This is a genomic window from Ruegeria sp. K5 (assembly GCF_056531805.1).
In genome coordinates this window covers 254311-268589 of sequence record NZ_JBQFML010000001.1, presented here as the reverse complement: position 1 = coordinate 268589, position 14279 = coordinate 254311, and the positions used below count along the sequence as shown (strand labels likewise).

Annotated in this window: 16 protein-coding genes; 7 read left to right on the top strand and 9 right to left on the bottom strand. The window is 58.5% G+C overall.

All coding sequences use genetic code 11. From position 1 onward, the window contains the following. Positions 1-18: 18 nt before the first annotated feature. The 4 genes from ACR0MO_RS01395 to fabD form a co-directional block, all read right to left on the bottom strand. The gene (locus ACR0MO_RS01395; RefSeq protein ID WP_170449876.1) at positions 19-558 is read right to left on the bottom strand and encodes a GNAT family N-acetyltransferase; all 540 of its coding nucleotides are present in this window, start codon (positions 556-558) and stop codon (positions 19-21) included. A gap of 139 nt (positions 559-697) precedes the next feature. Continuing rightward, positions 698-931 (bottom strand): acyl carrier protein, encoded by a 234-nt coding sequence (locus tag ACR0MO_RS01390; RefSeq protein WP_008756330.1) that lies wholly within the window; start codon positions 929-931, stop codon positions 698-700. 210 nt (positions 932-1141) lie between these two features. Further along, positions 1142-1879: a 3-oxoacyl-[acyl-carrier-protein] reductase gene (gene fabG / locus ACR0MO_RS01385; protein ID WP_170449874.1), complete on the bottom strand. Its 738-nt coding sequence runs from the start codon at positions 1877-1879 to the stop codon at positions 1142-1144. 42 nt (positions 1880-1921) lie between these two features. Further along, positions 1922-2860 (bottom strand): ACP S-malonyltransferase, encoded by a 939-nt coding sequence (gene fabD / locus ACR0MO_RS01380; protein ID WP_480889369.1) that lies wholly within the window; start codon positions 2858-2860, stop codon positions 1922-1924. 166 nt (positions 2861-3026) lie between these two features. On the opposite strand from fabD, the gene ACR0MO_RS01375 reads away from it, so the two are divergent. Next, positions 3027-4256 carry a cytochrome b/b6 domain-containing protein gene (locus tag ACR0MO_RS01375; RefSeq protein ID WP_480626160.1) on the top strand — a complete coding sequence of 410 codons (1230 nt, stop codon included), beginning with the start codon at positions 3027-3029 and terminating at the stop codon, positions 4254-4256. A 59-nt stretch (positions 4257-4315) separates the two neighbouring features. On the opposite strand, the gene ACR0MO_RS01370 is transcribed toward ACR0MO_RS01375, so the two are convergent. Beyond that, entirely contained in the window at positions 4316-4888 is a 573-nt protein-coding gene (locus ACR0MO_RS01370) for a YceI family protein (RefSeq protein WP_170449867.1), read from the bottom strand. Between the two features lie 125 nt (positions 4889-5013). Further along, complete coding sequence (locus ACR0MO_RS01365) at positions 5014-5532, bottom strand: hypothetical protein (RefSeq protein ID WP_170449865.1); 519 nt, start codon at positions 5530-5532, stop codon at positions 5014-5016. 285 nt (positions 5533-5817) lie between these two features. Here ACR0MO_RS01365 and rpsF point away from each other — a divergent pair, with 285 nt between their 5' ends. The 6 genes from rpsF to ACR0MO_RS01335 all read left to right on the top strand — a co-directional run bounded on the left by rpsF (position 5818) and on the right by ACR0MO_RS01335 (position 9599). Next, a complete protein-coding gene (rpsF, locus tag ACR0MO_RS01360) occupies positions 5818-6171 on the top strand; it encodes a 30S ribosomal protein S6 (RefSeq protein WP_170449863.1) in 354 nt (117 codons plus the stop codon). 28 nt (positions 6172-6199) lie between these two features. Next, positions 6200-6427 (top strand): 30S ribosomal protein S18, encoded by a 228-nt coding sequence (rpsR, locus tag ACR0MO_RS01355; RefSeq protein ID WP_005608650.1) that lies wholly within the window; start codon positions 6200-6202, stop codon positions 6425-6427. A gap of 12 nt (positions 6428-6439) precedes the next feature. Further along, positions 6440-7060 (top strand): 50S ribosomal protein L9, encoded by a 621-nt coding sequence (rplI, locus tag ACR0MO_RS01350; RefSeq protein WP_170449861.1) that lies wholly within the window; start codon positions 6440-6442, stop codon positions 7058-7060. Between the two features lie 150 nt (positions 7061-7210). Beyond that, positions 7211-7696 (top strand): lytic transglycosylase domain-containing protein, encoded by a 486-nt coding sequence (locus ACR0MO_RS01345; protein ID WP_170449859.1) that lies wholly within the window; start codon positions 7211-7213, stop codon positions 7694-7696. A 239-nt stretch (positions 7697-7935) separates the two neighbouring features. Further along, a complete protein-coding gene (locus ACR0MO_RS01340) occupies positions 7936-8637 on the top strand; it encodes a LuxR family transcriptional regulator (protein WP_170449857.1) in 702 nt (233 codons plus the stop codon). Positions 8638-8744: 107 nt separating this feature from the next. Further along, positions 8745-9599, top strand: a complete 855-nt coding sequence (locus ACR0MO_RS01335; RefSeq protein ID WP_170449855.1) for an acyl-homoserine-lactone synthase — start codon at positions 8745-8747, stop codon at positions 9597-9599. A 94-nt stretch (positions 9600-9693) separates the two neighbouring features. Here ACR0MO_RS01335 and tig read toward each other — a convergent pair whose 3' ends face one another. From tig to ACR0MO_RS01320, 3 genes are all read right to left on the bottom strand, one after another. Further along, on the bottom strand, positions 9694-11025 hold the full coding sequence (gene tig / locus ACR0MO_RS01330) for a trigger factor (protein WP_170452999.1): 1332 nt from the start codon (positions 11023-11025) through the stop codon (positions 9694-9696). A 185-nt stretch (positions 11026-11210) separates the two neighbouring features. Next, a complete protein-coding gene (locus tag ACR0MO_RS01325) occupies positions 11211-12335 on the bottom strand; it encodes a porin (RefSeq protein WP_170519428.1) in 1125 nt (374 codons plus the stop codon). 308 nt (positions 12336-12643) lie between these two features. Continuing rightward, positions 12644-14239, bottom strand: coding sequence for an NAD(P)H-hydrate dehydratase (locus ACR0MO_RS01320; RefSeq protein WP_480889367.1), 1596 nt, complete (start codon positions 14237-14239; stop codon positions 12644-12646). Positions 14240-14279: the final 40 nt, after the last annotated feature.

The window sequence follows — 14279 nt, the reverse complement described above, 5'->3', positions numbered from 1 at the left end:
AAGTTGCCTTCGGCGGAGTTACGCCCGCGCCGGTGGTCCGTTGCGACGCAGCAAGTGGACCGGAGTGCCCTTGTACTCGGCCTCGCGCGTCAGCACATAGCCCAGCTTTTTCGCCAGTTTCTGCGAGGTCGCGTTGCCGGCATTCACCATGGCAACCAACGGCCCCGGCATGATCCGGTCGAACCAGTCATGGGCGGCCTGCGCGGCCTCATACCCCAGTCCCTGCCCTTGGGCTTCGGTGGCGAGGACCCAACCGGCTTCGGGGAAAGCGTCGAACTCTTCACCCATCCCGCGATCGGCGTAGAAGAACCCGGCCTGACCTATCAATTTGCGATTCGATTGTTGCAGAACGCCCCACTGCCCGAACCCAGCCATCTGCCAGTGGCCCGCATTGCGCAGGAACGAATCCCAGGCTTCACCGCGCGAACGGGGCTGGCCGCCGATATGCTGAACCACGCAAGGGTCGCGCCAGATTTCGGCAAAGCGCTCAAAATCCTCGGGCCGCATCGCACACAGCGTCAGCCGTGCCGTATTGATCATCGGTGTGGATCTTATCATCGCCTGCCCACTTGGAATAACGCCTCAGTGGAAACAGTGCTAAGCGAACAGGCGTCACGCAAGCCTGAAAATCGGGCCGACAATAAAAAACGGCGCCCCCGTTGCCCGGAAGCGCCGCTTTTGATCAGAAATGAAACGCTTAGGACGCTTCGCTGATGAATTTGACCGCGTCGCCGAAGGTCTGGATGGTCTCGGCTGCGTCATCAGGAATTTCGATGCCGAACTCTTCTTCGAAGGCCATGACCAGTTCGACGGTGTCCAGGCTGTCTGCGCCCAGATCGTCGATGAAGGAGGCGTTTTCCGCAACCTTGTCTTCTTCAACACCCAGGTGCTCAACAACGATCTTTTTAACGCGATCTGCGACGTCGCTCATGTCTATTCCTCATTCCTATTCAGGGCGGTTTGCCCGGTTCTGCCCTTGCCCGCACGGGTTGGCTTTGATTTGCCCGTTCCGGGCGGTTTGGGTCCCGGCTCACCGGGAAAGTAGAAGGCCGACCTGAACGACCGGCCCCTGCATAGATGCGCCGCCTATAACATAGTCCGCGCACAAGGCAAACGCTTTCGCGCCTGTCCTGTTATGCGCTCACAACATGGCCATACCGCCATTCACATGCAAGGTGCTTCCGGTAACATAGCCCGCTTCGGGGCTGGCAAGATACAGAACGGCGGCCGCAATTTCCTCGGGGTCGCCCATACGACCCGCCGGAACCTTGAGCAACAGACCCTTTTTCTGTTCCTCGGTCAGCTTCTCGGTCATGGCCGTGGTAATGAAACCCGGAGCCACAGCGTTCACGGTGATGCCGCGCGTGGCAACTTCGTGGGCCAAAGCCTTGGAAAAGCCGATCATTCCGGCTTTCGAGGCCGCATAGTTCGCCTGCCCCGGATTGCCGATCGCAGCCACCACGGACGAGACATTCACGATCCGACCCCAACGCGCCTTCATCATGCCCCGGATCACGCCTTTGCACAGTTTCATGGTCGAGGTCATGTTCACGTCAATGACGCTCTGCCATTCTTCATCGGACATGCGCATGAACAGATTGTCACGCGTGATGCCGGCGTTGTTGACCAGAATGTCGACTGATCCCATCGCCTCGGCTGCCTGTTTCGGTAGTGCCTCGACGGCCTCTGTGTCACTCAGGTTGCAGGGCAGCACATGCGCCCGCTCTCCCAGTTCATCGGCCAAAGCCTGCAGTGGCTCAACCCGCGTACCCGAAAGGCCCACATTGGCACCAGCGCCATGCAGAGCGCGGGCAATATCGCCCCCGATCCCGCCCGAAGCGCCAGTAACCAGCGCATTCTTACCCGTCAAATCAAACATACTGTTTCCCTCGTGAGGCGCCTCGAACGGCGCGTTCTATGCTTACGACTCGGCCGCGACGGCCTTTAGGACATCTTCTGGCGTTCCAACCGCTTTGCCAGCGATGGCCCGGTCAATCTTGCGGATCATGCCGGACAGGGCTTTGCCCGCGCCAATCTCCCATGTCTCGGTCACGCCCTGCGCCGCCATGTACTTCACGCTTTCGCGCCACCGAACCGAGCCCGTCACCTGCTCGACCAGCAACTGCCGGATCAGGTCCGGGTCGCTCACGGCCTCGGCGCGCACATTGGCGACGACCGGAACCGTCGGGGCCTTGATTTCGACTGCGGCCAAGGCGTCTGCCATTACATCTGCAGCAGGCTGCATCAGCGCACAGTGAAATGGAGCACTTACCGGCAACAAAATCGCCCGCTTTGCGCCTTTTTCCTTGGCAATCTCGGCAGCGCGTTCCACGGCTGCCTTGGCGCCGGATACGACAACCTGCGTTGGATCGTTGTCATTTGCCGCCTGACACACCTCGCCCTGCGCGGCTTCTTCAGCGACGGCGCGCACCGCTTCAAGGTCCAGACCAAGAACAGCGGCCATTGCACCTTCACCCACCGGAACCGCGCTTTGCATCGCCTGACCGCGCTTGCGCAACAGGCGGGCGGTATCGGCCACCGACAAAGCACCCGCCGCCGCCAGTGCGGAATATTCACCCAGCGAATGCCCGGCCACATAGGCCGCATCAGTTACAGACACACCTTCGGCCTCCAGCGCACGCATCGCCGCCATAGAAGTGGCCATCAGCGCGGGCTGCGCGTTCTGAGTCAGCGTCAGTTCTTCGATCTCGCCGTCCCAGATCAGGCTGCTTAGCTTTTCGCTCAGCGCCTCGTCGACCTCATCAAAAACGGCTTGGGCCGCCGGGTAGGCCTCGGCCAGTGCTTTACCCATTCCGATGGTCTGGGCGCCCTGCCCCGGAAAAACGAACGCGCGTGTCATTGCAACCTCATGGATGACGTTAGGTTGCGGCGGGGTGTAAACTGACATGGGACGCGGCACAAGTAGGGTGCATTGCGGCACCTTGAATGTGCGCAGTCTCGTACTTGTGTCATTGCGCGTGCGCTTTAGGTTGGGGGCAGCCTACCCATACCGGAGCGTTTGTTCGATGCCCTCAAGCAATACCTTTTCCAGCTATGGCAGCGTCGCCAAGGCTTTTCACTGGCTGACGGCTTTGCTGATCTTCACGGCCCTGCCACTGGGCTGGTACGCCAACCAGTTGGCCCACGCGATCTATGACCCTAACATCCCGACATCCGAAGAGGATATTGCCAACGCGGCCCGCCTGTTCTCGCTGCACAAGACCGTTGGCGTGACGGTGTTCTTTGTCGCGCTGGCCCGCATTCTGTGGACATTGTCTCAAACCAAACCGGGATTGCTGAACGCTGAAAACAAGCCCGAGGCTTTTGCCGCCGAAACCGTGCATTGGATGCTTTATGCCTCGCTGGTTCTGGTGCCGCTGACCGGCTGGCTTCACCACGCCGCCGCCGAAGGGTTTGCGCCGATCCTGTGGCCTTTCGGCCAAAACCTGCCGTTTGTTCCGAAATCGCCATACGTGGCCGAGGTGACCGCCGGGCTGCACTGGCTGTTCATCTGGGTTTTAGGCGGGTCACTGGTTCTGCACATCATGGGCGCCCTGAAACACCACGTTGTAGATAAGGACAGCACCCTGCGCCGCATGCTGCCCGGTCAGGCGGACGCACCCGAACCGCCAGCACAACACCACTCGGCCCTGCCTGCATTCGCTGCCTTGATCGTCTGGTTGGGGGTTCTGGGCTTTGGCTGGACCAACGGCACATTTGATGACCACTCCAAAGCGGCAACCGACACGGCCGAGCTTGAAGACGTGCAATCGGAATGGGAGGTCGAGGATGGCACCTTGTCGATCACCATCTCTCAGCTGGGCAGCCCCGTGACCGGGACCTTTGGCGACTGGACAGCCGCGATTGCCTTCGAAGACCCCGCCGAACCGGGATTGGCCGGGGCGGTTGATGTGACAATTGCCATCGGATCGCTCAGCCTGGGTACAGTGACCGATCAGGCGATGGGCGCGGATTTCTTTGACAGCGCGCAATTCCCGACCGCCGCTTTCAAGGCCGATCTGTTCAAGACCGAAACAGGCTATGAGGCCCGCGGGCCTCTGACGATCCGCGACAAATCCCTGGACGTTGTTCTGCCTTTCGCCCTGGAGTTGCAGGATGATCAGGCAACCATGTCAGGCGAGTTGCAGTTGAACCGGATGGATTTCGACGTTGGCACATCTCAACCGACAGAGGACTCGCTGGGCTTTAACGTCATAGTCTCGGTCGAGTTGACTACCGAGCGGGACGAAGAGTGACAAAAAAACCGCCGGGTCGTCTGACCCGGCGGTTTCCTGTCGTAACGATCAAGCTTCGCTTATTCGGCTTTCTGCGCTTCGACCGAAATCTGAACCTGTACCTCGTCGCTGACGAACGGGGCGAACTGGCCCAGATCAAACTCGCTGCGGGTCAGGGTTGTGGTCGCATTGAAACCGGCCCAGGGCTTGTTGGCCATCGGGTGCTGGTCGACCTTGTTCAGTTTGGCATCCAGAACGACCGACTTGGTCACACCGTTCATGGTCAGGTCGCCGGTAATATTGGCCGTGTCGTCTCCGGTAACTTCGATCCCGGTCGAGGTGAAGGTGATCAGATCGCCTTCGGACGCACCAAAGAAGTCTTCGGTCATAAAGTGATCTTCACGCGCTTCCCAGCCGGTGAACATCGACATCACCGGCATCGAGACCGACACGCTGGATGCGGCAGGGTCTTCCTGATCGAACATGATCTCGCCTTCAAAGCCCGAGAACATGCCAGTGGTGGTCGAGAATCCCAGGTGGTCATAGCTGAAAATGACCTGACTGTGGCTTGGATCCAGAACGTATTTCTCGGCGCTGGCGAAGGCAGTGGTCGCCGTCATGGCCAGGGCAGCAGCAAGCAGGGTGGATTTCATAACAGTCTCCGCTTTTTTGTGAATGCAAACCGTTTGGGTTGCTCAAAACAAAAATGTGCCGCCCAAGGGCGGCACACAAGTATTTTTGATTCACAAACTCTGTTCCTTTTTGAACAGAATAAAACTCAGGCGAAAATTGTTACGCTTTGGCTCAGTTGACCCTTCAGCGCTCGGCTGACATCCGCCGATTGCAACGGCAGTTTCATCAGCAGGCTGCCGTCAACGTCATACAATTGGACTTCATCATCCTCGAAACGGGCACCGCCAAGGCTTTCGTAGCTGCGACGCAGAACCGTCTGGGGACGGCCGTTCTCATTCTTTTGCAAAATGCGGACTTCACGGCGGATCGGGTCGAAATAGGCATCCGGGCGTGAATCCATCACTTCGATGGTCAACAGGCTGACACCGACGATCAGGAACAGCATCGACGCGACCATCTTGATCGGCCAGACCTCGGCCCCGATCACCGACCCCGGCATCAGCCACATCGAAAAGGCCGACACGATCAGGAAGGCTCCGACGATGCGGGCCAGAACGATCCGGGCTTTCCAGTTCACTTTGAATGCAATCTTGACCGGCACGGAATGTTCAAAGCCCGCGCCCTGCGCCTGCTTGCCAAGTGTGTTCGTGTTCGTCGCGGTCATAACATCATCACCCTGTATAAGGTTACCGTCTTAGATTTGGCTGTCCGGATGTGTTCCGGCTTGCTTAACAACTTTGAGCCGAAAAGCGTCAGGAATTGGGCGCAGCAAAGGAAATTGGACGACTTCACCATGGCAGTCCCGGCAGGCCTTGCCCCGGACGGGGAAACGTGTATACGGGGCCATCCTTCGCACGACACATGAATCGCGCAGCCTCTCGTGGCAGGGTCGCGAAGGATCACAATGGCCCCGCCTATGAAATGCGCCTTGATATAAACAGGAGTGAACATGCCACTGTATGAGCATGTAATGATCGCGCGTCAGGACCTGTCCAACGCGCAGGCCGAAGGCCTGATCGAACACTTTGGCACCGTGCTGGCCGACAACGGCGGCAACCTCGTGGATAGCGAGTACTGGGGTGTCAAGACGATGGCCTACAAGATCAACAAGAACCGCAAAGGCCACTATGCCTTCCTGAAGACCGATGCCCCCTCGGGTGCGGTTCAGGAAATGGAACGCCTGATGCGCCTGCATGACGACGTCATGCGCGTTCTGACCATCAAGGTCGACGGTCACGAAGACGGCCCGTCGGTTCAGATGCAGAAGCGTGACGAACGTGGCGACCGCCGCGAGCGTCGTTGATCAACGCCTGAGAAAAGGACACTAAACCATGGCCGCAAAACCATTTTTCCGCCGCCGCAAGGTCTGCCCGTTCTCGGGTGAGAACGCGCCGAAGATCGACTATAAAGACACCCGTCTGCTGCAGCGCTACATCTCTGAGCGTGGCAAGATCGTTCCTTCGCGCATCACCGCCGTTTCGGCGAAAAAGCAGCGTGAACTGGCCCGTGCTATCAAGCGCGCCCGCTTTCTCGCCCTGCTGCCCTACGCCGTGAAGTAAGGAGAGACTGACATGCAAGTTATCCTTCTGGAACGCGTTGCGAAACTGGGTCAGATGGGCGACGTCGTTGACGTCAAGCCCGGCTACGCCCGCAACTTCCTGCTGCCCCAGGGCAAAGCCCTGAGCGCATCGGACGCCAACATCGCGTCGTTCGAAGCCCAGAAAGCGCAGCTGGAAGCACGCAACCTGGAAACCAAGAAAGAAGCTGAAGCCCTGGCTGAAAAGCTGGACGGTCAGCAGTTCATCGTGATTCGCTCGGCATCGGATGCTGGCGCTCTGTACGGCTCGGTCACCCCGCGTGACGCCGCAGATGCCGCAACCGAAGCAGGTTTCACCGTCGACAAGAAACAGGTCATCCTGATCGCTCCGATCAAGGAACTGGGCCTGCACTCGGTCGCCGTTCGCCTGCACCCCGAGGTTGAAGTCGAGATCAAGATGAACGTTGCCCGCTCAGAAGAAGAAGCCGAACTGCAGGCATCGGGCAAATCGATTCAGGAACTGGCCGCTGAAGAAGAAGCTGCCGCTGAATTCGAAATCGCCGAACTGTTCGACGACATCGGCTCGGCCGCTTCGGACGACGACGATCTGGTGGCCGAAGACGCCCCTGCCCAAGAAGACGAAGCAAAAGCCTGATCTGGCCAAGCTGACCTTACAGAAAGGGCCACGCCATCCGCGCGGCCCTTTTTCTTGCCCGAGCCAGCAAAATTCAGCCCAATTTCACAGCTAATCTTGCGGCGTCGACTGCGATCCATATCATCGCGCACCGGAACCTGGAGAATTTAGATGGCAGTTTTCCCCCGCCGCAGCATCATCGCCTTCCTCGCAATGGCCACCCTTGCCGCCTGTAGCGGCGCCGAAGTATCCCGAGGTGACGCGGAACCGTTCGATCCGCCGCTCTACCCCAACGAGACCCCGGAACTGCGCGCGTCGATCAACAAATGGGCAGATCACTACGAGTTGCCGCGTGAGTTGGTGCACAAGCTGGCGATCCGCGAAAGCACGCACAGACCCTGGGCTGTGAACCGCCCTTATTACGGCCTGCTCCAGATCCTGCCTGCCACGGCGCGCTCGATGGGATATAAGGGCAACGCGCAAGGTCTGCTGGACGCTGACACCAATCTTGAGTTTGCGGGAAAATATCTGCGCGGTGCATGGCTGCTTTCCGATGGCGATCAGCAACGCGCCATCTTTTTATATGCAAAAGGGTACTATCCCGAAGCCAAGGCACGCGGTATGCTGGTTGAGACAGGATTACGACCCGCGCCGTGATCTGGGGCGGTCAATCGGAATGATCTTCTGTTAGCAGTTGCGTTCCGATAGTGACAAAAATGTTCTAATACGTCACCAGCAGCGTCGAAAAGCACAGACATTTCGCACGTCGCCTTGTCATGTTTTCAAAAGTATGTTGTGCTGGCTGCCGTGAGGTAAGTTGGGTTCCACTCTAAGTTTACTGCCGGTCTGACGACACCATCAGACTTGTGGTATGGGCCGCAGTTGGTAGGCGCCGCATGGAAATTTTCGATCTGAGCACTCTGCCGGATGCAGAAACTCGGTATACCGAGTTTCTTAAGCAGATTTGCGACAAGCATGAAATGGACCATGCCGCCTATGCTGGCATGAATCCTGCGGCTGGTACCGTGGCCGGATTTGTGACCTACGACGACGCCTGGAACGAACACTATCAGAACCAGGGTCTGATCATGATCGACCCCACAATCCACATGGCCCGCCGCAGCATCGCCCCCGTGGATTGGAGCCGTCTTGAACGCAGCCCGGAATTTCAGCGCGTTTTCAGGGACGCCCATGATTTTGGCATTCCGAATCAAGGCGTTACCATTCCTGTCCGTGGACCTTACGGCGATATTGGATTGCTCAGCGCGACCCGAAATTGCAGCAAGGAAGAATGGCGTAAACTGTACACCCATGTCATCAGCGACCTGCAATCGATGGCCGTTCACATTCACGACCATGTCGTGACCTCAGATGAACTGACCGGTGCGCTGTACCACCCTACCCTGTCCACGCGCGAGGCCGAGATCCTGCAATGGGTCGCGGCAGGCAAGTCGCAGCAGGATATCGGCGACATCCTGTCCATCTCGCACCGCACCGTCGAGGTGCATCTGCGATCAAGCCGCGAAAAGCTGAGCGCGTTGACCACGCCGCAAGCCGTCGGCCGGGCCATCGCAATTGGGCTTATTACCCCAGGTTAAACACAAATTTCCCCAAATTCCGTCAAAATACGGGAAACCCCCAATAGAAAAACCCCCTCAAAACGGTAACTTCTAGTTTACCGAACAACCACTCGAAGGGGGAAAAAATGATCATCGTGGTAGATGGGCTGAACAGACACCTGTTCGGCGAAGTTCTCGACGAAATGTTTGAACTGCGCGCACGCGTATTCGGCGGACGTCTTGGATGGGACGTTAATATCGAAGACGGGAAAGAGATCGACGAATTCGATCACCTGGATCCTGCATACGTAATCGGACTCGACGACGGGGGGAATGTCGTCGCAGCCGTGCGTGCCCTGCAGACCACCGGACCTCACATGCTTTCCGATGTCTTCTCGGCCATTCTTGATGGCGAGGCACCGCTGCGCAGCGCGACGATGTGGGAATCCACGCGCTTTTGCGTCGACACGCAGCGTCTCAAACGCGGCAAGGACAAAAACTCGGTGTCTTATGCCACCTGTGAACTGATGATTGGCTCGCTGGAATATGCCAAGAACGCAGGTATCCAGGACATCATCACCGTAATCGATCCGGTTATGGATCGCGTTCTGCAGCGGTCGAACTGTGCGCCTTATGACTATGTCGGCAAAACTGTCCCGATGGGCAAAGTATCTGCACTGGCCGCGCTGTTGGATTGCACCGATGAACGCATTCAGGGCGTCCGCGACTTCGCTGGCATCGAAGGCGACGTCTTCCTGGACGAGGAAGAGGCTCTGGCCCTGTTCAACTCGAAGAAAGCTGTTGAGCCCAATCCGGCCAACCGCGATCACAAACCGCTCACTGACCTCGAAAAATACTTTGTCGAACAGATGAGCGCAGCGCGCACCGAAGCGGAACGGCAAGATGTTCTGAAGCTGATCGAAGCGCTGACCGACACCTTCACGCCAGAGCAGAAGACCGCTCTGCTACAGACCCCCCGTGCTTTTGCTCATGAGGCCTGACCCCCTCACCTCATAGTACAAAGCCACCCATGCGGAGTCGCCAATTTCAGGCGGCTCCGCTTTACTTTTGGCCCCCGAAAAGGGGGGAAGAGGATTATTCCTCTTCCAGTGCCTCAACGGCTTTTTGCAGGTCGTCCTTGCTGACTTCTTTGTCTGCAACGGTGGCCAGTTCGAAAACGTAGTCGACAACCTTGTCTTCAAAGATCGGCGCGCGCAGTTGCTGCTGCATCTGGGCGTTTTGCTGCACGAACTCAAAGAACTGGCGTTCCTGACCCGGGTACTGACGCGCCTGGTTCATGATCGCCTGAGTCATCTCGGCATCGGTCACTTCAACTTCAGCCTTCTGGCCCAGCTCGGCCAGCAGCAGGCCCAGACGCACGCGGCGCTCGGCCAGTTTGTTGTGCTCGTCGGTGGGTTCGATCTCATCGTGATCGTGGCCTTCGACCTCGGGGTTTTCCTCGTGCCACAGCTGGTGGGCGATCTGCTTGGCCTCAGCCTCTACCAGCGACGGCGGCAGGTCAAAGGACACCTTCTCGTCCAGCGCGTCCAGCAGGGCGCGCTTCATCACAGCGCGTGACGCACCAGCGTATTCGGCCTCCAGACGCTCGGAAATCTGACCTTTCAGAGCCTCCAGATCCTCGGCACCGAATTTCTTGGCCAGCTCATCATTGACCTCGGCGGCGACCGGCTCTTTCACCTCTTTGACGGTGCAGGTGAAGACGGCGTCTTTACCGGCCAGATGCTCGGCACCGTATTCTTCGGGGAAGGTGACGTTGACGTCTTTTTCTTCCTCGGCTTTCACACCAACCAGCTGCTCTTCAAAGCCGGGGATGAAGCTGTTCGAGCCCAGCACCAGCGGGTAGTCTTCCGCCGAGCCGCCTTCGAACTCTTCGCCGTCAACCTTGCCGACGAAATCGAACACGATTTGGTCGCCGTCTTTGGCTTTCGAACCCTTGCGGCGCGCTTTGAAATCCTGTGCAGTTTCGGCCAGGTTGTTCAGCGCCTCTTCCACGGCTGCGTCATCGGCTTTGACAACCAGCTTCTCCAGTTCGACCGATTTCAGGTCAACCTCGGGGATTTCCGGCAGCGCTTCGTAGGACATTGCGACCTCGACGTCGTCTCCTTCTTTCCAGTCCTCATTGGTCATCTTGACCTCGGGCTGCAGCGCAGGGCGGTCGCCGCTGTCTTCAAAGTGCTTGTTCATCGCACCGTCGATGGTTTCCTGCATCGCTTCGCCCAGCAGGCGCTGGCCAAATTGCTTCTTCAGCAGCGCCATCGGCACCTTGCCTTTGCGGAAGCCCTTCATCTCAACTTCGGGCTGCGCCTCGGTCAGCTTCTCGTTGACCTTGTCGTCCAGCTCGGCTGCTGTGACGGTGATGTTGTAGCCGCGTTTCAGACCTTCGTTCAGCGTCTCGGTAACCTGCATTATGGTAGTCCCCATAGGATTCGGGGCGCGCAAAACGGCGCGCCGGGCAAATTTGACGCCTTCTATTTGCCCAGCCGCCCGCGTGCAAGGGGGCAAAGGCCGGATCACCCCGGATTTACCGCTTCTCAGTATAAAAAACGCCCCGGATTGGACCGGGGCATTTGTTCAGGAAATCGTCCGGGTTATCAGAACCGCCAGCGCGCGCCCAGAACCCAGGCCTCGTTGTTGTCGAACGAGGTGCCGTCGTCAAAGTCGTGGTTGCGGTATTTCAGGTAGGCATCGGTGTTGATTGCGTCGATCTTCTGCACCACCGCGATGCCCCACGCCTTGGTGCTGGACCCGTCCGAGTCAAAATCCGAACCGTCAAAATAGTCGATCCCGACGCCGGTTTTGCCCCATGGCACCCAGTTCCCTTCATAGGCGATTTTGCCGTACCAGTAATTGGGATCGGACGCGCCATCCGCGTCGTCGTCGCGCGTACCTGCTGCAACGGTAAAGCTGAACCCGCTGGGCAACAGAACCGAGGCCGAGCCGATCGTGTCTTTGCGCTCACCCGAGTTATCGTCGCGGTCGCGCACGGCATAGGCCAGACCGGCCGCAAATTCGACCCCGCCCGCAAAGGTGTTTTCGTAGGACAGGCCAATGTCGTAGTAGTCGTCGTCATCGCTGCTGGACAGGATGTTCTGACCATAGGCGATCCCGGCAGAAAACCCGTTGACGGTCGGCGTGTCATAACGAATGCGACCCCGGCGCGAACCGTCCAGGTTGCTGCTGGAGTCGCCAACGGTGATATCGCTCAGCATGCCGTCAGTTCCGCGGTAGAAGAAGCCCGCGTTCTCGTCGTTGGTGAACGAATAAAGCGCTGTGCCGACATAGGACAAATCCACTTCGGCTGCACCATCGGACACCATGCTGCCCTGCCCGGCCGAGAATTTACCCCAATCGCCTTTCAAGGCGAAATCGACATGGCGCAGATCTTCGCGCGTCCAGCCATCGCCATTGGTGCCGAACTGATCCGCCGAGGCTGATCCGGGCAGACCCAGGCCGGTTTCAAAGCGGAAGGTAAACTCGTTGCTGCCAAAAGGCTGCAGCAAGCGCAGGCCAACGCGGCTGTTCGACAGATCGTTGTCCAAAAGCCGGGTCTCGGTCTCTTCGCCATCGTCGACCGAAATAATGGCCGGGTTCAGCTGGCCATAAAGCTCGACATAGCCGCCGCTATTGTTTTCATATTTCAATTCAGCCGCAGCCGGAATTGCCGTTGATGCGGCAAGGACTGCAACAATCGAGGTGGATTTAAAGTTCAGGGTCATTTCACTCACCATGAAAAATTCAGGTTTCAGGTACTGCTCAGATGTTTACGGAACGTGAGCGTTCCAGTGCGCCGCAATCGGTCCCGCGCGAGCATTGCTTTTTCGCAACAGCAGAAACTCGCAAAATTTGATATTTGTTAATGTTTATAAAGGCTTGAACATTCACACACTAGATCTCGCCAAGCACCACAAGTGAATTGTGACGCCGAGCCATGCGTCTGGCAAACACTCGCTATGCAACTGCGCAGGCCTTGACGGCGGATTTCCGCCGACTCGCGCCCCGCTGAGCCATTCCCCGCCCAATATACTTATATATTTAATTGCCTAAATACGTATGGAAGCTGCTCGGGCAGATCTTCCGCGATCAGCCCTGGGCCGAAGTGGCGCGCGCATTCCACGTGCGACCAGGCCGCGCTCTCGGCGGCCTGCATGGCTGAAACCCCTCGTGCCATAAGCCCTGTGATGAACCCGGCCAGCACATCCCCCGACCCGGCCGTCGCCAACCACGGGGCGGAACGGTCGTAATGCGCCGCGTTGATCGAGCACTGGCCATTTGGATCGGCAATCACCGTATCCGGCCCTTTGAACAGAACAACACACCCGGCCCGTTTCGCGGCCTCGCGCGTGGCATCCACTTTGGAATATGCAGGGCCTTTCAAGGGCACCGCATTCAGCTTCTCAGAAATATCCGGGAAAAGCCGCGCAAACTCTCCGCCATGTGGGGTCAGCACGCAGTTTGCGTGCAGCAGTCCGAACAGCGCGTCTGGGTCGTTCGCAAAGGCCGTCAGCGCATCGGCATCCAGCACTGTTGCCCGCCGCGCTGCCAACGCGACCGGCACCAATTGCAGCGCACGCTTCACTCCCAGCCCCGGGCCAAGGCACACAGCATTCAGCCGCTCATCCTGCAACACCTCGGCCAACCCATCCGCACCCTCAACGCGCTGCAACATGATGGCCGTCACCTGCGCCGCAACCTCCATCTGGGCCGACGGCGGCACCCCAATCGTCACCAACCCGGCACCGATCCGCAAAGCCCCCCGCGCCGCCAGCCGCGCCGCGCCCGTTTTACCGGCACCACCCGATAGGATAAGGGCGTGACCGTATCCATATTTGTGCGCGGAACTGCTCTTGCTAATACGCGATGAAACGCCCTCAGTCTTTTTCAGGATCGGCCCTTCGGCGTACCTGTCCCACCCGCCGTCCAATCCAATCGACTTCGTAGCAAGCGTGCCAGTATGCCGTGGACCACCACAAAGCACGTGACCACGCTTGGCCCTATGGAATGAGACCGTCAATTCGGCATCCAGCTGAGCCCCAAGTAGTTTTCCGCTATCCGAACAAAGACCCGAGGGCACATCGACCGCGACAATTCTGCCGCCGCGCGCCTCCCTGAACGCCCTTACAGACTGAAAGGCCTGGGCCAACTTGCCTTCGACAGGCCGCGCAAGCCCGGTTCCAAAAACCGCGTCAATGATCAGGTCCACTGCGGCCATATCGTCAAAAACGTCGCGAACAGAAAGGTCTTGAACAGCTCCGTTTTCCATCCACCGCTCATAATTCACCCGCGCATCCGGCGGCAGCTTCTCTGGGTCGCCATATAGAAAAACCTCAACCTCCCAACCCAACTCCCGCAACAACCGCGCCACAACAAACCCGTCACCCCCGTTGTTCCCAGGTCCACACAGCACCACGGCACGCGAGGGATCCCCTTCATCTGGCCCCAAATATCCCGGGGAGCTCGAGGGGCTGGCCCCTCGATCCCTCAACTCTGGCCACTCCTCGAAAATCGCGTCGACAACGCCCTGCCCCGCGCGCTCCATCAGGTCCAGACCCGTCACCTGACCGGACCCAATAGCCGCCTGCTCGATCGCCCGCATCTGCGCCGCTGTCAGCAATTCTGCCATCCGAAACCCCTTCGCGATTCAATTCTGATTACTTTTTGTG